The organism is Wenzhouxiangella sp. 15190, from assembly GCF_003417465.1.
Lineage (GTDB): Bacteria > Pseudomonadota > Gammaproteobacteria > Xanthomonadales > Wenzhouxiangellaceae > Wenzhouxiangella.
The window spans coordinates 201,714-220,091 of the sequence record NZ_QVMV01000052.1 but is presented as its reverse complement, the minus strand read 5'-3'; the positions used below and the strand labels follow the sequence as shown (position 1 = coordinate 220,091).

The window sequence follows — 18,378 nt, the reverse complement described above, 5'->3', positions numbered from 1 at the left end:
CTTGCCCGCAGGCGACAACAAGGAAAGGGAGAATGAAAAGGCAAGAGAACTTGGACTTCGATAGCATGGTCAATCGCTGCCTGATTCGGTGGCATTGAGGCCGTTGAGGACGAGATCGGAAATCGATTGGGTAAAGCGCCCGCTGTCGCTGGCCCCGGTGAGTTCCGGGGTGCGCGCCATCGCCCCAGCGTACTGGAAGTGAAATACATTCGCCGAAAACAGGGCAATGGCTGCCACTTCACAGTCCGCATCGGCGCGTATTTCCCCACGGGACTGGGCTGACTGCAGAAAGCGTAGCAGGCGCGTGTAGTTGGCCGACAGCACTTCGGCGATCAAGGGACGGTCGTGCCCGAAACGCTCATCCTGGAGCTCGCGCAGAATCAGGCGGGCAACCTGGGCATTCCGGTGCATGTGATCGAGATGGGCGGCCTGGAATCGCGCAAGTCCCTCGCCGACGCTCTCCGACGACGAGAGCACATGCTCGAGCGTGTGCGCAAATTCCGCCGCCGCTCGCGATATGACGGCCAGATAGAGCGCTTCCTTGGACTCGAAGTGATGAAACACCGTCGACTTGCCAACACCGGCGCGGCGGGCAATTCCGGCAATAGATGCACCCGAGTAACCGCGCTCGGCAAACTCGGTCTCGGCCGCTACCAGCAGGCGGACGCGCCCGGTCGACGTCGATTCACCGGTACCGCACCCGGAGCAGTCGTGCAATTGCGAGCTCATGAAACGCTGAGTTCTCCCCATCAAGTGCCGGCCGAACCGACCGATCGGTCGGGATATTAACACAAGCCAACCGTACTGCCGCGACACTTCCTTCACGGGCCGTTACAATCGTCTCCTTTCAACTAACGACACAAGGATGGCCATCTATGGGCATGCTCGAAGGCAAGAAGGCCCTGATCGTGGGTGTCGCCAGCCCGCGATCAATCGCTTGGGGCATCGCCGAGGCGATGCATCGCGAGGGCGCGGAACTGGCATTTACCTACCAGAACGAAAAACTGCAGTCGCGAGTCCAGAAAATCGCCGATCAGACCGGATCGACCCTCACCATGCCGCTGGACGTCGGAAGCGACGAGCAGATCGACGCGGTCTTCGACACCATCGAAAAGGAATGGGGCGAACTCGACATCATCGTTCACGCCGTCGGCTACGCGCCGCGCGAACAACTCGAAGGGGAATTCGCCGACGTCATCGACCGCGACGGTTTCCGGATTGCGCACGATATTTCCAGCTACAGCTTCGCCGCCCTGGCACGCGCCGGAAAACACCTGATGACAGGCCGCAACAGTGCGATGCTCACGCTCAGCTACCTCGGAGCCGTGCGCGCCATGCCGAGCTACAACGTCATGGGCCTGGCCAAGGCTTCGCTCGAGGCATCCGTGCGCTATCTGGCCCACGGCCTGGGCGCCGAGGGCATACGGGTCAACGGCATTTCGGCCGGCCCGATCAAGACCCTGGCCGCTTCCGGCGTGTCCAATCTGCGCAGCATGCTCGAGCACGTCGAGGAAGCATCACCCATCCGCCGCAACATCACCAAGGAAGACGTCGGCAACGCCGCCGCCTTTCTGTGCTCGGACCTGGCCGCCGGTATCTCCGGCGAGATCACCTATGTCGACGGAGGCTACAACATCGTCGGCATGGCCGGATTGGATTAACCCAGACGAAAGAAGCCGGGCACTGCCCGGCTTCTTTTTAACACTTCACACTGAACACTTCACACTGTCCGCGTCAGAGCCGCTCCTCATCCACGCTGATATTGGTCTCCTCGCGCAACCGCGCCAGCAGCCCCTCGATGGCTTCCTGCGTGCGACTCGTGCGAAGCTGCCGGCGCATCATCTCGCGCTGGGATTCGCCCGCCTCGGCCGGATTGCCTGACTGCACAGCCTCCAGGCGCACGACGGCATGGCCGCCCTGACGCGGCAGGACGTGCAACGTGGGTTCCTCGCCCGGCGCCGGTAAGCGAAAGACTTCCTGCACAAAGCTCGGCCCTTGCTGGAAATCCTGCCGGCCCAGCGACTCGACCGTCACCATTTCCAGGTTCTCGGCTTCCGCCAGGCTCTCGAGCGTTTCCTCGCCCGAGATAATTTGTTCACGCAGGGATTCGGCGCGTTCCCGCGCCAACTCGCGGGTCCGCTCAGTGATCAGGCGCTGTCGAATCTGGTCGGCCACTTCTTCCAGTGGCCGCGGCTCGGCCGGCTCGTGCTCAACGACCCGGACGGCCACCATGTGGTTACGATCGATTTCGATCGGGTCCGAAACCGCCTTGTCGAGCAACACGAGATCGGAAAAGGCGGCTTCGACGATTTCCGGATTCGACGCAATACCGTCCTCTCCACCGGACCGGGTAAACCAGTCGGTTTTCTTGATCTCCAGATCGAGTTCGTCGGCCAGCGGCTCCAGACTGCTGTCATCGGCATAAACCAGGTCAACCATCCGGTCCGACATCTCGATGTAGAGGTCCTCGCGCTCTCGTTGCAGGTGATCATCCAGGATCTCCTGACGCGCCTCCTCAAAACTCATGCCTTCCGGCGGTCGGATCTCGTCGAGTTTGATCAGATGCCAGCCGAACTGGGTCTCGACCGGTTCGGAGACGTCACCCGGCTCAGCCAGGTCGTAGAGGGCATCCTCGAAAGCTTCGACCATGTCCTCGGGTTCGATCCAGCCGAGATCACCGCCCTGCTCGGCCGAAGTCGGGTCGTCCGAGTACTCGGCGGCCAATTCCTCGAAGGATTCGCCTTCCTCGATTCGCTGCTTGATTTCCTCGGCCAGCGCACGCGCAGACTCTGCATCACCGGCCTCTTCCGGGGTGATGAGGATATGCGAGGCGCGCCGCGCTTCGGGTGTCAGGTAACGCTGCTCCGCCGCTTCATAACGCTGGCGCAGTTCTTCTTCGCTGAGTGAAGCCTCGTCGATGAGCGACTCGGGCTGAAGTTCGACGTAGGCCAGCCGGACGCGTTCCTCGGTCGTGAACGAGTCGAGGTTCTCTTCATAGTAAGTCTCGATATCGGCTTCGGTCACTTCCACCTGCTGCTCGAACTGCGCCGCGTCGATCTGGATGAGGCTGAGCTTCCGGGTCTGCTGCTGCAGGCTGATCATGCGATCGACCTCGGTCTCGGTGACCACCGCCGACTCCGAGACAGCCTGAGGTACGAGACTGGTCTGTATGTCCTCACGCAGGCTCTGTTCAAAGCTGCGGGGTGTCTCGCCTGCACCACGCAGCGCCTGCTGATAAACATCCGGGTTGAATTCGCCTTCGATCTGGAAGGCGGGAATTCCCTGGATGATCTCGGCGACGGCGCGATCACTGACGCGTAGACCCAGGTCCTCGGCATACTGGCGCAGCAGCAACTCATCGATCATCTGCTCCAGGTGTTCGCGCCGGAAAGACGGTTGACTGGTTTCGATATCGTTGTATCGGTCACCGAGCTGCTCGCGCAGCTGCCGGCGATACTGGGCAAAACTGGTCTCGAATTCACTGGCCGAAATTTCGGCACTGCCGACCATGGCGACGGCGTTCTGCGGCACGCCTCGCATGTAGCTGTCGACTCCAAAGAAAAGAAAGGGAATGGCCAGCAGGCCGAGCACGAATATGGCGACAATCCCGGTTACGCGTTCACGAATGGCCTGAAGCATGATCCTTGAGAGACCCCGGTTGTTTAGCTAATGCGGTGGCCGCATCAGTCAGGTTTTCAGAAATGAACAGGGCGCCCCGCGGGCGCCCTGAAGATTAGTGGCGGAGTGGACGGGACTCGAACCCGCGACCCCCGGCGTGACAGGCCGGTATTCTAACCAACTGAACTACCACTCCTAATCCTGGTGGGTGCTGGAGGGCTCGAACCTCCGACCCTCGCCTTGTAAGGGCGATGCTCTCCCAGCTGAGCTAAGCACCCCGGGCACAAGCCCGTTATTTTATCGCGTCTTTGAAGCCTTTGCCAGCCTTGAATGCCGGCGTCTTGGACGCCTTGATCTTGATCGTCTCGCCGGTGGCCGGGTTGCGGCCCATGCGAGCTGCACGCTTCTTGACCGAGAAGGTGCCAAATCCAACCAGAGAAACCGTGTCTCCCTTCTTAAGAGCCTTGGTGATGGATTCGATGGTGGAATCCAGTGCGCGCTGGGCATCGGCCTTCGAAAGACCAGCGGAATCAGAGATTGCTTCAATCAGTTCAGATTTATTCATATTACTGTCGCTCCAGACATTATATGTATCAGTGGGTGGCAGCGGCCAGTCCCCGCGCTGCTGCGTGAGTCGACCCCCATAGGCAGCAACCGACCGTCTGTTGGTCAACGATGGTATATCACGCGCCCCCCCGCATCAATAGCCGGGAGGGAGAAAAATACCCGGAAAGGCCGCCAAATGGGGCGATCAGTGTGCTCTCACCCCCGTGGTGGAGTCCCGGCCACTCTTTGCGGCCTCGTTCTCACCAGCCTGATCGACCGGCGGAAGACCCACCAGCGCCAGTTCAAGCACCTCGTCGATCCACTTCACCGGGCGGATCTCCAGGTCCTTCTTGATGCGATCGGGAATCTCGTCGAGGTCTTTCTTGTTCTCTTCCGGGATCACCACCAGACGGATACCGCCTCGCAGCGCGGCCAGGAGCTTCTCCTTGAGCCCGCCGATCGGCAGCACCTTGCCCCTGAGCGTGATCTCCCCGGTCATGGCCACGTCGGCCCTGACCGGGACCTCAGACAGTACTGAAACCAGAGCGGTCACCATCGCAATACCGGCGCTGGGCCCGTCCTTGGGCGTAGCGCCTTCGGGGACGTGAACGTGCAGATCACGATTCTGATGGAAGTCCTCCGGGATACCCAGCGCAGCGGCACGGGATCGAACCACCGACAAAGCGGCCTGCACCGACTCCTTCATGACGTCGCCGAGCTGGCCGGTGTGGGTCAGCTTGCCCTTGCCCGGCAGGGCCGTGGCTTCGATCTGCAGCAGCTCACCGCCCACCTCGGTCCAGGCCAGACCGGTGACCTGCCCGATTTCGTTCTGCTCTTCGGCCCGCCCATAGCGGAAGCGGCGTACACCCAGGTACTTGTCGAGGTTCTGAACGGTTACATGGCGCTTCTCGAGTTTTTCATCGAGACTCAGTTCCTTGACCACCTTGCGGCAGACCTTGGCGATTTCGCGCTCGAGATTGCGTACGCCCGCCTCTCGCGTGTAATGGCGAATCATGTCGGTGATCGCGCCTTCGCTGATCTGCAATTCGCCTTCCTTGAGGCCGTGCTGCTCGAGCTGCTTGGGCAGCAGATAGCGCGTGGCGATATTGAGCTTCTCGTCTTCCGTGTAACCCGGAATCCGGATGATCTCCATGCGATCGAGCAGCGGTGCCGGAATGTTCAGGGAATTGGCCGTAGCCACGAACATGACTTCCGACAAATCGAAATCAACTTCCAGGTAGTGATCCGAGAAGGTGTTGTTCTGCTCGGGGTCGAGCACTTCGAGCAGCGCGGAAGATGGATCGCCGCGGAAGTCCATCGACATCTTGTCGAGCTCGTCGAGCATGAACAGCGGATTGCGGGTACCGACCTTGCTCAGGCTCTGAAGGACACGGCCGGGCAGCGAACCAATGTAGGTGCGGCGGTGGCCGCGGATCTCGGCTTCGTCGCGCACGCCGCCCAGGCTCATGCGGATGAACTTGCGCCCCGTTGCCCTGGCGAGGGAACGACCCAGCGAGGTCTTGCCCACGCCCGGCGGACCGACCAGGCAGAGGATCGGTCCCTTGAGCTTCTTGACGCGCTTCTGCACGGCCAGATATTCGAGAATCCGGTCCTTGACCCGCTCGAGCCCATAGTGGTCGGCCTCGAGAATGTCCGAGGCAGCCTTGATGTCGTGGCTGATCTTGCTGCGCTTCTTCCAGGGCAGCATCAGCATCCAGTCCAGGTAGTTGCGCACCACCGTGGCTTCGGCCGACATCGGCGACATCATCTTGAGCTTGTTGAACTCGGTACGGGCTTTCTCCAGCGCCTCCTTGGGCATGCCGGCCTTCTCGATCTTCGTCTCGAGGTCGCCCAGGTCGTTGCCCGACTCGTCGAGGTCACCCAATTCCTTCTGGATGGCCTTCATCTGCTCGTTAAGGTAGTACTCGCGCTGGCTCTTCTCCATCTGGTTCTTGACGCGACCGCGAATGCGCTTTTCCAGCTTGAGAACGTCGATTTCGCCCTCGATGAGTCCCATCAGGAACTCCATGCGGTCGGCCACCGGCGCGATTTCGAGGACGCGCTGCTTGTCCTCGATGCGTACGGCCAGATGGGCGGCAATGGTGTCCGCCAGTCGGCTCGGATCTTCGATGCCCGACAGTGTGGTCATCAGCTCCGGCGGCACCTTGCGGCTGAGCTTGACGTACTGTTCGAACAGGTTGGTGAGGCTGCGGGTGGTCACTTCCAGCGCGCGCTCGTCCTCTTCCTCGTCTGCCAGCGAGGTGTAGCGGGCAGCCAGGTATTCGCCGCTGTCGTCGAGTTCGTCGACGCGCACGCGCTGGCCACCCTCGACGAGCACCTTCGTGGTGCCATCGGGCAGGCGAAGCATCTGAAGAACCGTCGCCACGGTACCGCAGTCGAACAGGTCCTCCGGACCCGGCTCTTCGACTTCCGGGTTCTTCTGGGTGACCAGCAGGATCTGCTTGTCGACATTCATGCACTCCTCGAGGGCACGAACCGAACGGTCCCGGCCCACGAAGAGCGGGATGACCATGTGTGGATAGACCACCACGTCGCGCAGGCTCAGAACCGGCACGGGCTGACGGGGTGAATCGGGTTTGCTGACGTCGTAGTCGGCCATTGAATCTCTCTGGAGTCGCTGCAAGCCGGGCAACCCGGCCTGCCTGGTGTGAACTGGTATCAGATATTGGCCCCGAACCGGGTCGATTCAACCCGGGTGAGGCCTGGCACGGTGCGAAATCAGGATTCCGCGCCGGCGCGCTGGGGCTGGTTTTCGTAGATCAGGTAGGGGGCGGATTCGCCGTTGATCACGGCCTCGTCGACAACCACCTTGGTGACGTTCTCGGTCGACGGCAGGTCGTACATCACGTCCAGAAGCACGTTCTCGATGATGGTGCGCAAACCGCGTGCACCGGTTTTTCGGGCCATCGCCTTGCGGGCAATGGCGCGTAGCGCGTCGTCGCGAACCTCGAGTTCGCAGTGGTCCATCTCGAAGAGCTTGTGGAACTGCTTGACCACGGCGTTCTTCGGCTCGGTCAGGATGCGCACCAGCGCCTTCTCGTCGAGCTCGGTCAGGGTGGCAACGACCGGCAGGCGACCCACGAACTCCGGGATCAGGCCGTAGTGGATCAGGTCCTCGGGCTCGACCTCGGTCAGGATTTTCGACACATCCTCGGTTTCGGGGTTGCGGACTTCCGCGTGGAAACCGATGCCGGCCGACTGGGAGCGCTCCTGGATCACCTTGTCCAGGCCGGCGAAAGCGCCGCCGACGATGAACAGGATATTGCGCGTGTCGACCTGCAGGAACTCCTGCTGGGGGTGCTTGCGTCCGCCCTGCGGCGGTACGGAAGCCATGGTCCCCTCGATGAGCTTGAGCAACGCCTGTTGAACGCCCTCGCCCGAGACATCGCGGGTAATCGAGGGATTCTCGGCCTTCTTGGAAATCTTGTCGATCTCGTCGATGTAGACGATGCCCTGCTGCGCCTTCTCGACGTCGTAGTCGCACTTCTGCAGCAGCTTCTGGATGATGTTCTCGACGTCCTCACCGACGTAACCGGCTTCGGTCAGCGTGGTGGCGTCGGCAATCGTGAACGGCACGTTGAGCATGCGCGCCAGCGTCTCGGCCAGCAAGGTCTTGCCCGAGCCGGTCGGGCCGATCAGCAGGATATTCGACTTGGCCAATTCGACGTCCTCACGGTGCTTGTAGGACTCGAGGCGCTTGTAGTGGTTGTAGACCGCCACCGAAAGCACTTTCTTGGCCGGCTGCTGGCCGATGACGTAGTTGTCGAGGAAATCGTGGATTTCGTGCGGCGTCGGCAGTTCTTCGCGTTCGGCCTCGCCGGCGCCCTCGAGCTCCTCGCGGATGATGTCGTTGCAGAGCTCGACACACTCGTCACAGATGTAGACGCTGGGACCCGCAATCAGCTTGCGCACCTCGTGCTGGCTCTTTCCGCAGAAAGAACAGTAGAGAATCTTGCCGTCGCTGGGGGATTCGCTCATGATCCGTACGTCTTCTTTCCGATTCCACTCATTGTCATCGAGTTTAACCGAAAATGCCTTCGTTTACTGTGAGTTTCGATCGCTGAGGACGTCGTCGACCAGGCCGTAATCGCGCGCGTCTTCGGCCGACATGAACTTGTCTCGGTCGGTGTCGCGCTCGATCGTCTCCATATCCTGCCCGGTGTGCTTGACCAGGATCCGGTTGAGCGTGTCCTTCATCTTCAGAATTTCGCGCGCGTGAATGTCGATATCAGACGCCTGCCCCTGGTAGCCCCCCAGCGGCTGGTGAATCATCATGCGCGAGTGTGGCAGCGCGTAGCGCTTGTCCTTCGCCCCGGCGGCGAGCAGCAGGGCGCCCATGCTGGCGGCCTGGCCGATGCACATCGTGGCCACGTCCGGCTTGACGAACTGCATCGTGTCGTAAATGGCCAGGCCGGCCGTCACCGAGCCGCCGGGCGAGTTGATGTAGATGTTGATGTCCTTGTCGGGATTTTCCGACTCGAGGTAGAGCAGTTGCGCGACGATCAGGTTGGCCGCATAGTCCTCGACCGGGCCGACGATGAAGATGACCCGCTCCTTGAGGAGACGGGAATAGATGTCGTAGGCCCGCTCGCCGCGAGCGGACTGCTCGACGACCATCGGTACCAGATTGAGCGCTTTCTCGTTCATGCCTGACCCATCAGTTCGTTGAATGACATGGTCTTGTTGCTGACCTTGGCGTTTTCAAGCACCCAGTCAATCACCTGCTCTTCGAGCACCATGTTCTCGACCTGGTCCATCAGGCGCGGCTCGGAGCGGTAAAGCTCGATCACCTGCTCGGGCTGATCGTAGGTTTCGGCCATCTCCTCGATCTTGGCCTGCACCCTGGAGGCATCAATCGAAATATCGTGCTGGCGCGCGATTTCGGCCAGGAGCAGACCCAGGCGCACGCGCTTTTCGGCACCCTCGCGGAGCTGCTCGGCCGGCGGCGGCTGCTGCCCGGTCTGCTGTTGCATTTGCTCCTGCATCTGCCGCACTTCCTGGTCGACCGCGCTGGCCGGCAGTCCGAGGTCGCCGTAGCGCTCGGCCAGCCCGTCGGTCACCGCCTGCTTGACGCGGTTGACGACGGCCTGGCGCTTCTCGCGCTCCAGGTTCTTCTTGACGTCGGCGCGCAGTTGCTCGACGCCGCCCTCGACGCCGAAGCTCTCGGCAAAGTCATCGTCGATTTCCGGCGCTTCCGACTCCTCGACCGCCTTGACCCGCAGCTTTACCGGGGCGGTCTTGCCGGCCAGGCTCTCATTGCGATACGACTCGGGGAAGGTCAAATCGGCTTCCTTCTCGTCGCCGACCTGAACGCCGTGCAGCAACTCCTCGAGCTCGGGAAACGAAGACAGCTGGCCGAGCACCGGCGCGATTTCGTGTTCGCCGACATCCGGAATTGTCTCGCCGTCGAGCTCGGCCACGTAACCCAGCCGCACCCGATCGCCCTCTTGCGCACCGCGACTGACCTCGCTCCAGGTACGTCGCTGCTCGCGCAGGGTCTCGATCATGTTGTCGATGTCTTCCTCGGCGATCTCGACTTCCGGGCGCTCGATTTCGAGGTCAGCCACCTCGATTTCGGGCATTTCGGGAAACACTTCCAGCTCGGCGGTGAACTCGAAGTCGCCTTCGCCCTCGCGCGGCTTGGGCTCGATGCCCTTGACGCCGGCCACGCGCATTTCCTGCTCGCCGATGGCTTCCTGCAGACTCGACTGCATCACTTCCTGCAGGATCTCGTCGCGCACCTGGTCGCCGTAGCGCTTCTGGATGATATTCATCGGCACGCGTCCCGGCCGGAACCCTTTCAGCCGCACCTGGCGGCGCAGCTCATTGAGCCGTCCGGAAACCTTGTTGTCAATGCTGTCGCCGGGCACCTGAACGGTCATTCGCCGCTCGAGATCGCCGGTCTTTTCAACGGATACCTGCATGTTCGCGTCTTTTGAAGTGTCAGTCTGTGTTGAATGAGCCGGTCGGTGATCGTCGCCGGCTGCGGAAATGGTGGGCCGTCAGGGACTCGAACCCCGAACCTACTGATTAAGAGTCAGCTGCTCTACCAATTGAGCTAACGGCCCTCGGGTGGGGTGAGCGACGGGGATTGAACCCGCGACCTCTGGAGCCACAATCCAGTGCTCTACCAACTGAGCTACGCCCACCATCGATCAATTTTTCGGCGACCCGCAGTCACCAATCCACCATTATAACCCGTATCGCTACGGGTTGGCGCGCCCGGCAGGACTCGAACCTGCAGCCGTCGGCTTAGAAGGCCGATGCTCTATCCGGTTGAGCTACGGGCGCTTAATTCCCTGGACTGGTCGGGGTGACAGGATTCGAACCTGTGACCTACTGCTCCCAAAGCAGTTGCGCTACCAGGCTGCGCTACACCCCGATATTCCAAGCCGATCAATACTACGGACTCGGCCGAGAGGGGTCAACCGTTTGGAACCGCTTTGCAGTCTGTCCGTGCAGCCAGGCGGACGACACGCACGCGCCGTTCACCGTTGTGTCGTCCGGTCCAGGCCACGACCGGGCGGCAACCCGACTGAATCCCCAGGCGCGGGAAACCGCTGGCACGACCGGCATCCAGCCCCCCGATGCGCTCGCCCCATTGCTGCTCCCCCCGCCAGTCATATCCGACCAACCTCAACACACCCGAGCGATCTTCCTGATCGATCCATGAAAGCAAAAAGCCGTGTTCGGACCGCGCCAGATCCACGCGGCCCTGCGCCGTTCCCTCACCGAGCGTATCGATCAAGTCGAAACTCTCGCCACTGTCTTTTGAAACGGCGACACGGACCTGCGGGGCGCCTTCCGGCATGGTGAACCAAGCCACCGCGACACGGGCGCCGTCAGCCACCATGGCCGGGCCGTTGACCGGGCAGCCGCCGATGCGCCAGTTGTCGGCGTGGAGAAGCTCCGGCTCGCTCCATCCGTCTCCGGTTCGTCGAACGATGTAGTGATCGCGAATCTCGTCCTCGCTGCGGTCGCGATAGACCACGACAGGCCCTTGCGAGGTCCGCACTGATGCGGTCTGGCAACAGTCACAGACGCGCTCGTCGAGCAGTGTTTGACCGGACAAAGCGCCGTCGGGCCCGACAAGGGCAGCTCGCAACGTCATTGCGCCCTCTCCTTCCGGGTCTTTCGCCATCCGGCGTCCGTCGAGCCAGATCATGCCCGCGACATCGTCGGCCTGGGCGAAATAGCTGACGAACCCGTGCTCGGTCTGCGTAGCGTCCCGGTGGGGCGAAATGGGTGCACTCCAGGTCGAACCGTTGTCGGTTGAACGCGCCAGCATCACATCGTAGGCATAGGTCGACGGCCCGGACTTGACCAGCCAGTGCGCCACCCAGTTTCCGTTCGGCAGCACGAAAAGGCCGGGCGTATCGGCCCAGTTTGCGAACCAGTTCTTCCCGCTGGCGATCGTCTCCGCCGGCCCGAACCCGCCTTCGTCCAGTACCGAAAATTTCAGCGCATGACCGTCCTCGAAAGGCTCGAGCCAGGTCAGGACAAGCCGGCCGTCGGCCAGCGCAGCAATGGACGGCGCCAGGCTGCCGGGGCCGGCGGGGCTTTGGAGTTCTTCGGTTTGCGTAGCGTGTAAAGATGCCGACACCAGCAGCAGTGCCAACGCAAGTGACTGGATTGTTCTGAGCGAGAAGGGCATGTGGTTCGGGGTGCGCGATTTTTGGATTCACTACCAAGGTACTACAAGTGCGTCGCCCGAACGCCGACCACTGAATCCTGAATCCTCAGGGCCGGCGCCTGGAAGGATTGCTGCGCGGCCTACGGCCGCTTGCCCTTCGGGCTGAAGTGCTTGGCACTTCAGCGAGCTCGCGCCGGGCCGCTAACGCGCCCCGCCGCTCGGTTCGAACCTGGGAGAACCGAATGGGGCCTTCCAGGCGCGCCAAATAACGAAAAAACCCCGCACGAAGCGGGGCTTTTTCGTTATTTGGCGCGCCTGGAAGGATTCGAACCTCCGACCGCCTGGTTCGTAGCCAGGTACTCTATCCAGCTGAGCTACAGGCGCGTTGTGAAGCCGGGCATTATCGGAAACGGGTTCGGCCCTGTCAAGATGGTTCATCGAATTTTGTGGCAATATTCGGAAAAGAAGGTTGTACAGCCGATTGAAGCGTAGAAAAAGGGGCGGTTTTTGATCTGGCTCAAAAGGTGCATATCTTGCGCATCTATCATAGCCGCAGGCATCTCGCCGACATACCTACGGAGGGCTTACACAATGAATAGACCGCTTCACATCATCCACTGGCTCGGGGCGATCGGCTTGTCCCTGGCTGTTACCACGGCCTGCGGGGCCGATACGTCACCAAACGCGTCTTCGCAGGACGATACCGAGGTCCACTCCGCCGAAGTCGCCAAGGCAGCCGCGGGCGACATGGACGCCGGCGAGAAGGGCTACCAGACGCACTGTCAGTCCTGTCACCAGGCTGACGGAAGCGGGCTGCCAGGCGCTTTTCCACCCCTGGCCGAAAACCCGAATCTGGATGGCAACACCGGGATGGTGATCGAAAACATACTGTCCGGCCGCTCCGGCGAGCTGGAGGTCGAAGGCGAGACCTACGACGGCGTGATGCCGCCGATGAGCTACCTCTCCGACCAGGATGTCGCTGACATCGTCACATTCGTGATGAATTCCTGGGGCAACGACGGTGCCACGGTGACCACCGAACAGGTTGCTAACAAGCGTGTCGAGCTGGGCCTGACCGACCGGGCCGAAGGTGAACGCCACTCCGGCGCCAGCGAGGGAGAAATGGCCTACCGCGGCGCGCCCTCGTCAGTCGAGGGCGGCAAGCCGGTGCGCACGCCCGGGGCGCCGGACATGACCGAAGCCGAGTTCGAGCGCTCGCAGGAAATCTACTTCGAACGCTGCGCCGGCTGCCACGGCGTGCTGCGCAAGGGTGCGACCGGCAAACCCCTGACCACCGACATCACCCAGGAAAAGGGTTCCGACTACCTCAAGGCGCTGATCAATTTCGGATCACCGGCGGGCATGCCCAACTGGGGCGAGTCGGGCGAGCTCAGCGACGAGGAAATCGACATGCTAGCGCGCTTCCTGCAGCACGATCCGCCGCAACCGCCGGAATGGGGCATGCCGGAGATGATCGACAGCTGGACCGTCCACGTGGCGCCGGAAGACCGTCCGGAATCCCCGCAGCACGACTACGACGTCGACAACTTCTTTGCCGTGACGCTGCGCGATGCCGGTGAGGTCGCCATCATCGACGGTGACAGCAAGGAGGTCGTCAACTACGTACCGACCGGCTACGCCGTGCACATCTCGCGCGCCTCGAGTTCGGGCCGCTACTTCACCACCATCGGCCGCGACGCCAAGGTCGACCTGATCGATCTCTACATGGATCCGCCACAGGTGGTCGCCGAGATCAAGATCGGCATGGAGGCGCGCTCGGTCGAGAATTCGCGCTACGAGGGCTACGAGGACAAGATCGCCATCGCCGGCGCCTACTGGCCGCCGCACTACGTGCTGATGGACGGCCAGACACTAGAGCCGAAGAAGATCGTCTCCACCCGCGGCATGACCGTCGACACGCAGGAATACCATCCGGAGCCGCGCGTCGCCGCCATCGTGGGTTCGCACCAGCACCCAGAGTTCATCGTCAACGTCAAGGAAACCGGACAAATCCTGCTGGTCAACTACGAGAACATCGACAGCCTGCAGGTCACCACGATCGGCGCGGCACCCTTCCTGCATGACGGCGGCTGGGACGCCAGCGGGCGCTACTTCCTGACGGCGGCCAACGAGTCCGACAAGATCGCGGTGGTCGACGCCAAGGATCGCGAGCTCGAAGCCCTGGTCGATGTCGAGCGCATCCCCCACCCGGGCCGCGGCGCCAACTTCGTCCATCCCGAGTACGGGCCGGTCTGGGTCACCAGTGCCCTGGGCAACGCCGACATTACGCTTATCGGCACCGATCCGGAGAACCATCCGGAGCACGCTTTCAAGGCCGTGCAGGTACTCGAAGGCCAGGGTGGCGGCTCGCTGTTCGTCAAGACGCATCCGGAGTCGACCAACCTTTGGGTCGACACACCGCTGCATCCGGACGAGGAGAAGGCCCAGACCGTTGCCGTGTTCGATATCAACGACCTGGGTGCCGGCTACGAGGTCCTGCCCATCGCTGAATGGGCCGATCTGGGACCCGGACCGAAGCGCATCGTCCAGCCCGAGTACAACAAGGGCGGCGACGAGGTCTGGTTCTCGGTCTGGTCGGGTATGGAAGAGGAATCGGCCATCGTCATCGTCGATGACAAGACACGTGAGCTAAAGCACGTCATCAAGGGCGAGCGGATCGTCACGCCGACCGGCAAGTTCAACAACTACAACACCCGCAAGGAAATCTACTGACCGAATCGCCTTGCACAACGCAGAAATCCAGCGCCCCGGTCCTCCGGGGCGCTTCGATATAGAGACGAGCAAAAATGCATCGAACGAACTTCATTCTGATCACCCTGCTGTTTACCTCGCCCGTCATCGCTCAAACCCAAGCGGATAGCGAAACCGACAAGAGCGAAGAGACCCGCGAGCTCGACCCGATCACCGTCGTGGCCCACCGCCAGCCGCGTCAGCTATCGGAGGTGGCCGGTACGGTCACCGTCATCGGCGAGGAACGACTGTCCCGCGACATGGTGTTCGACGCCGCCGATCTGGTGCGCTATGAACCGGGCGTGGACCTTGACGGAGGCGGCACGCGCTTCGGCTTCAACGGTTTTCGCATCCGTGGCATCGGCGGCAACCGAACGGCCGTGGTGATCGACAACGTCCCCGTGGCCGACCAGTTCGACGTCGGAAACTTCGCCAACACCGGGCGCGGATTGCTCGAACTGGGCCTGGCCCGGCGGGTGGAAATCTTGCGCGGTCCAGCCTCGACGATCTACGGCTCGAAAGCGCTCGGCGGCGTGGTGGCGATCACGACGATCGACGTCGACGACATCATCACCGACGATCGAAGCGGCAGCCGAATCGGGTTGCGCGGCGCGAGCGACAGCGATCGCGCGCGCCTTACCGCCGCCACGGCTTTCCGAAACGGCGACTTCGACATGCTTATCGCGGGTGCCGCCCAGCGTTCCGCCGAAACCGATATCGCCGACCGGCCGAATGACATTCCCCTGGACCTGCTCGATCGCGATCATCACGCCGTGCTCGTGCGCAGCGGCCTGGACACCGATCATGGTCGTATCCGCCTGACCCTCGACGGCATGCGCGAGACGCGCGATGCCGACCTCCGGGCGATGATCGGCCTGGGCAGATTTGCGGCGACCGAAGCACTGCTGGGCGACGATCGACGTCACCAGTGGCGAATCCTGCTTGACCAGGAACTGGCGCCCATCGGACCGGTGAGCCGCGGCCATTGGCGGCTGTGGCGCCAGGAGGCCGACGTTCTCCAGCAAACGGATGACGAGCGACCCGCCGCCGAGCCGCCGGTCGACGTATTCCGTCGCTTCGAATTCCGCCAGGAAACCACCGGCCTGGGCACCGACCTGGAATCCGACCTGGATGCACTGGGACTGTCGCAGCGCCTGGGCTACGGTTTCGAGCTGAGTCGCTCGGAAGTCGTCAGCAAGCGCGACAGCCTGCAGACCAACCGGAACACCGGCAAATCGACCCGCGCTGTCCTCGGCGAGAACTTCCCGCTGCGCGATTTCCCGCGCAGCGAGATCACCGAACTGGGCGTCTACCTGCACGACGAAATCCGGCTCTGGGCGGGCGGCCCCACGCTCAGCCCGGGCATTCGCTATGAGTACTACGACCTTTCGGTGCTCGACGATCCGCTGTTCGAATCGTCGTTCCCCGCTGCCGAGACCACCGAGCTGTCGAGCAGCAGCTGGCTGCCACGGCTGGGGCTGGTCTGGCCGCTGGACGACAACATGGAGTTCTTCGCCCAGTACGCCCGCGGCCTGCGCGCCCCCCCTTTCGAGGACGTCAATATCGGCCTGGAGCTGCCTCAGTTCCGGGTGCGTGCCATTGCAAACCCGGACCTCGACCCCGAGAAAGGCCGAACGCTGGAAACCGGTCTGCGCTGGCGCGGCGCCGAGACGCTTGCGGAGCTGGCGCTTTACCGCAACGACTACAAGAACTTTATCCAGACCCGCGCACCGCTGGGCTTCGACCCGGCCACCGGCTTCTTGTTGTTCCAGTCGATCAATCGGGACCGCGTCCGCATCGAGGGCGGCGAACTGCGACTGCGCCGGGATCTCGGCGCGGGCTTCAGCACGGAACTGGCCGGCGAGTGGTCGCACGGGGAAGACCGCGACAGCGGGCGCAACCTCCCCGGCGTTTCACCGCCGAGCGTGATTGCCGAGCTGGCCTGGCAGTCTCCCGACGCCAGCCTGGAGACCCGGCTCATTGCGACGGCGACAAGGGGTCAGCGCGAACTGGTCGACGAGGAAGATGAGCCCTTGTTCTCTCCGCCCGGCTACACGACGGTGGACTGGCTCACGCGCTGGTTCCCGCGCAGGGATCTGGAAATCGGCCTGGGCCTGTTCAACCTGACCGACCGTCAGTACTGGCGCACGGGCCAGGTGCTCGGCCGCACCCCCGGCGATCCGATCGTCCCCCTGCTGGCCGAACCGGGGCGCTGGGGGATGCTCAGCCTCACCTGGCACCATTGAACGCGGTAATCTGGTTTCCTGATTGTCGTTTCGAGGACCAGACATGCCACATCATCGACTGATCATTCTCGGGACCGGCACTGCCGGCCTCAGTGCCTGGAAACAGGCGCGCGATCTCACCGACGACATCCTCATGATCGACCCCGGCCCGTTGGGTACGACCTGTGCCCGGGTCGGCTGCATGCCGTCGAAGTCGCTGTTGCAGGTCGCCCTTGACCACCGGGCTGCCCGGCGTCTCCATCGCGACGGCCTGCTCACGGGCCCGGCCGGCGAACTCGACGGCGCGGCAGTGATGCAACGCGTGCGCGAGCTCCGGGATCGCTTCACCGCCGGTCCCGTTCGGGCGGTGGAAAAGATGGGCGATGGCTTTATCCGCGGCGCCGCACGCTTTGTCGCACCCGACTGCCTCGAGGTCGACGGCACACGCTACAGTGCCGACGCCATCGTCGTGGCCGCCGGGACCAAACCCTTCGTCCCGAAACCCTGGCGGGCACTGGACGATCGACTACTGACCAGCGACGATCTGTTCGAGATGCCCGATATTCCCCGGCGGGTGGGTGTGATCGGCGCCGGCGCCATCGGCTGCGAGATCGGCCAGGGCCTGGCCATGCTCGGCTCGGAGGTTCACCTGTTCGGCCGCGACCAGCGCCTGGCGGGGATCGCCGACAGCCAGATCAACGACGTCATGCACGAGGCGTTGAGCGGCGAACTGCATCTCCACCTGGGCGAGGATGCCCGGCCGGAGCCCACCCCGAACGGTGTTTCGATCCACTTCGGCGAGGAACGAATCGAAGTCGATCTCGTGATCGCCGCCATCGGCCGTCGCCCCCCGATCGAGGACCTCGGACTCGACCGACTCGATGTGCCGGCAGACGACAAGGGTCTGCCGCGGATCGACCCCGCCAGCCTGCGCGCCGGCGACGCGCCGGTCTGGTTCGCCGGCGACATCAACGGCATTCGCCCGATCATGCACGAGGCCGCCGACGAAGGTCGGCTGGCGGCCTGGCACGCCCTGCACCCCGACGCCGAATGCATGAGCCGGCGAACGCCCATTGGCATCGTCTTCACCGAGCCCCAGGTGGCCTGGGCGGGGCAACGCGGCGATGATCTTTCCGGCGAAGCCCTGACTGGAGAGTGCGACTTCAGCCGTCAGGGCCGCTCCATCATCAAGGGCTACGAGCACGGCCTGATGAAGGTACACGCCGACCCCGACGGCCGACTGGTGGGGGGCGAAATGGCCTGCGCCGGCGCCGAGCACCTGGCCCACGAGCTCGCCTGGCTGATCCAGCAGGAAGTGAACGTGATCGAGGCGCTGCAACTGCCCTTCTACCACCCCGTTCTGGAGGAAGGCATGCGCACCGCCCTGCAAGATATTCGCCGCCAGCTTCCCGAACGCGAGCGCCGGCCCGACCTGCCGTTGTGCCATCCGGGTGAGGATTCGCTACCGGGCGTTTAAATCCGCACTCCGGGCTACATTCAGCAAGCCCGCGATTACCAGCACAGAACCGGCAAAATTCTCTTCGAAAATCGTTCCTGTTTGACTCCCGTCAAATTACCCCGGGC

General features: G+C 62.7%; 12 protein-coding genes and 7 tRNA genes. 4 read left to right on the top strand and 15 right to left on the bottom strand.

Annotated elements, in window-relative coordinates:
* Positions 1 to 69 precede the first annotated feature (69 nt).
* Positions 70 to 729 (bottom strand): TetR/AcrR family transcriptional regulator, encoded by a 660-nt coding sequence (locus DZK26_RS13590; protein ID WP_181918492.1) that lies wholly within the window; start codon positions 727 to 729, stop codon positions 70 to 72.
* 146 nt (positions 730 to 875) lie between these two features.
* Here DZK26_RS13590 and DZK26_RS13585 point away from each other — a divergent pair, with 146 nt between their 5' ends.
* Positions 876 to 1,661, top strand: coding sequence for an enoyl-ACP reductase (locus DZK26_RS13585; protein WP_116899164.1), 786 nt, complete (start codon positions 876 to 878; stop codon positions 1,659 to 1,661).
* A gap of 73 nt (positions 1,662 to 1,734) precedes the next feature.
* Here the strand turns inward: DZK26_RS13585 and DZK26_RS13580 are convergent, their stop codons facing one another.
* The 14 genes from DZK26_RS13580 to DZK26_RS13515 form a co-directional block, all read right to left on the bottom strand.
* Entirely contained in the window at positions 1,735 to 3,639 is a 1,905-nt protein-coding gene (locus tag DZK26_RS13580; protein ID WP_116899165.1) for a SurA N-terminal domain-containing protein, read from the bottom strand.
* Between the two features lie 98 nt (positions 3,640 to 3,737).
* Positions 3,738 to 3,814: transfer RNA gene (locus tag DZK26_RS13575), tRNA-Asp, on the bottom strand.
* 6 nt (positions 3,815 to 3,820) lie between these two features.
* Positions 3,821 to 3,896: transfer RNA gene (locus DZK26_RS13570), tRNA-Val, on the bottom strand.
* A 14-nt stretch (positions 3,897 to 3,910) separates the two neighbouring features.
* A complete protein-coding gene (locus tag DZK26_RS13565) occupies positions 3,911 to 4,183 on the bottom strand; it encodes an HU family DNA-binding protein (RefSeq protein ID WP_116899166.1) in 273 nt (90 codons plus the stop codon).
* A 186-nt stretch (positions 4,184 to 4,369) separates the two neighbouring features.
* Positions 4,370 to 6,784: an endopeptidase La gene (lon, locus tag DZK26_RS13560; protein WP_116899167.1), complete on the bottom strand. Its 2,415-nt coding sequence runs from the start codon at positions 6,782 to 6,784 to the stop codon at positions 4,370 to 4,372.
* 119 nt (positions 6,785 to 6,903) lie between these two features.
* The gene (gene clpX / locus DZK26_RS13555; RefSeq protein WP_116899168.1) at positions 6,904 to 8,163 is read right to left on the bottom strand and encodes an ATP-dependent Clp protease ATP-binding subunit ClpX; all 1,260 of its coding nucleotides are present in this window, start codon (positions 8,161 to 8,163) and stop codon (positions 6,904 to 6,906) included.
* A gap of 63 nt (positions 8,164 to 8,226) precedes the next feature.
* Positions 8,227 to 8,832, bottom strand: coding sequence for an ATP-dependent Clp endopeptidase proteolytic subunit ClpP (gene clpP, locus DZK26_RS13550; RefSeq protein ID WP_116899169.1), 606 nt, complete (start codon positions 8,830 to 8,832; stop codon positions 8,227 to 8,229).
* Positions 8,829 to 10,109 (bottom strand): trigger factor, encoded by a 1,281-nt coding sequence (gene tig / locus DZK26_RS13545; protein WP_116899170.1) that lies wholly within the window; start codon positions 10,107 to 10,109, stop codon positions 8,829 to 8,831. The genes clpP and tig overlap by 4 nt, the downstream gene beginning before the upstream one ends.
* Positions 10,110 to 10,177: 68 nt before the next feature.
* Positions 10,178 to 10,253: transfer RNA gene (locus DZK26_RS13540), tRNA-Lys, on the bottom strand.
* A 5-nt stretch (positions 10,254 to 10,258) separates the two neighbouring features.
* Positions 10,259 to 10,334 (bottom strand) — tRNA-His (locus DZK26_RS13535).
* Positions 10,335 to 10,399: 65 nt separating this feature from the next.
* Positions 10,400 to 10,476 (bottom strand) — tRNA-Arg (locus DZK26_RS13530).
* A gap of 14 nt (positions 10,477 to 10,490) precedes the next feature.
* Positions 10,491 to 10,567, bottom strand: a tRNA-Pro gene (locus tag DZK26_RS13525).
* 42 nt (positions 10,568 to 10,609) lie between these two features.
* Positions 10,610 to 11,788 carry a glycoside hydrolase gene (locus DZK26_RS13520; RefSeq protein ID WP_147316872.1) on the bottom strand — a complete coding sequence of 393 codons (1,179 nt, stop codon included), beginning with the start codon at positions 11,786 to 11,788 and terminating at the stop codon, positions 10,610 to 10,612.
* 337 nt (positions 11,789 to 12,125) lie between these two features.
* Positions 12,126 to 12,202, bottom strand: a tRNA-Arg gene (locus DZK26_RS13515).
* 207 nt (positions 12,203 to 12,409) lie between these two features.
* On the opposite strand from DZK26_RS13515, the gene DZK26_RS13510 reads away from it, so the two are divergent.
* From DZK26_RS13510 to DZK26_RS13500, 3 genes are all read left to right on the top strand, one after another.
* Entirely contained in the window at positions 12,410 to 14,551 is a 2,142-nt protein-coding gene (locus tag DZK26_RS13510; RefSeq protein WP_309545078.1) for a cytochrome D1 domain-containing protein, read from the top strand.
* Positions 14,552 to 14,625: 74 nt separating this feature from the next.
* Complete coding sequence (locus DZK26_RS13505; protein ID WP_116899172.1) at positions 14,626 to 16,815, top strand: TonB-dependent receptor; 2,190 nt, start codon at positions 14,626 to 14,628, stop codon at positions 16,813 to 16,815.
* 43 nt (positions 16,816 to 16,858) lie between these two features.
* Positions 16,859 to 18,271 carry a dihydrolipoyl dehydrogenase gene (locus DZK26_RS13500; RefSeq protein WP_116899173.1) on the top strand — a complete coding sequence of 471 codons (1,413 nt, stop codon included), beginning with the start codon at positions 16,859 to 16,861 and terminating at the stop codon, positions 18,269 to 18,271.
* Positions 18,272 to 18,378 lie beyond the last annotated feature (107 nt).

What these genes read in the sequence shown, in the direction of transcription:
- DZK26_RS13590 (WP_181918492.1), bottom strand. Translation starts at nt 729, where the DNA reads ATGAGCTCGCAATTGCACGACTGCTCCGGGTGCGGTACCGGTGAATCG.
- DZK26_RS13585 (WP_116899164.1), top strand. Translation starts at nt 876, where the DNA reads ATGGGCATGCTCGAAGGCAAGAAGGCCCTGATCGTGGGTGTCGCCAGC.
- DZK26_RS13580 (WP_116899165.1), bottom strand. Translation starts at nt 3,639, where the DNA reads ATGCTTCAGGCCATTCGTGAACGCGTAACCGGGATTGTCGCCATATTC.
- DZK26_RS13565 (WP_116899166.1), bottom strand. Translation starts at nt 4,183, where the DNA reads ATGAATAAATCTGAACTGATTGAAGCAATCTCTGATTCCGCTGGTCTT.
- lon (WP_116899167.1), bottom strand. Translation starts at nt 6,784, where the DNA reads ATGGCCGACTACGACGTCAGCAAACCCGATTCACCCCGTCAGCCCGTG.
- clpX (WP_116899168.1), bottom strand. Translation starts at nt 8,163, where the DNA reads ATGAGCGAATCCCCCAGCGACGGCAAGATTCTCTACTGTTCTTTCTGC.
- clpP (WP_116899169.1), bottom strand. Translation starts at nt 8,832, where the DNA reads ATGAACGAGAAAGCGCTCAATCTGGTACCGATGGTCGTCGAGCAGTCC.
- tig (WP_116899170.1), bottom strand. Translation starts at nt 10,109, where the DNA reads ATGCAGGTATCCGTTGAAAAGACCGGCGATCTCGAGCGGCGAATGACC.
- DZK26_RS13510 (WP_309545078.1), top strand. Translation starts at nt 12,410, where the DNA reads ATGAATAGACCGCTTCACATCATCCACTGGCTCGGGGCGATCGGCTTG.
- DZK26_RS13505 (WP_116899172.1), top strand. Translation starts at nt 14,626, where the DNA reads ATGCATCGAACGAACTTCATTCTGATCACCCTGCTGTTTACCTCGCCC.
- DZK26_RS13500 (WP_116899173.1), top strand. Translation starts at nt 16,859, where the DNA reads ATGCCACATCATCGACTGATCATTCTCGGGACCGGCACTGCCGGCCTC.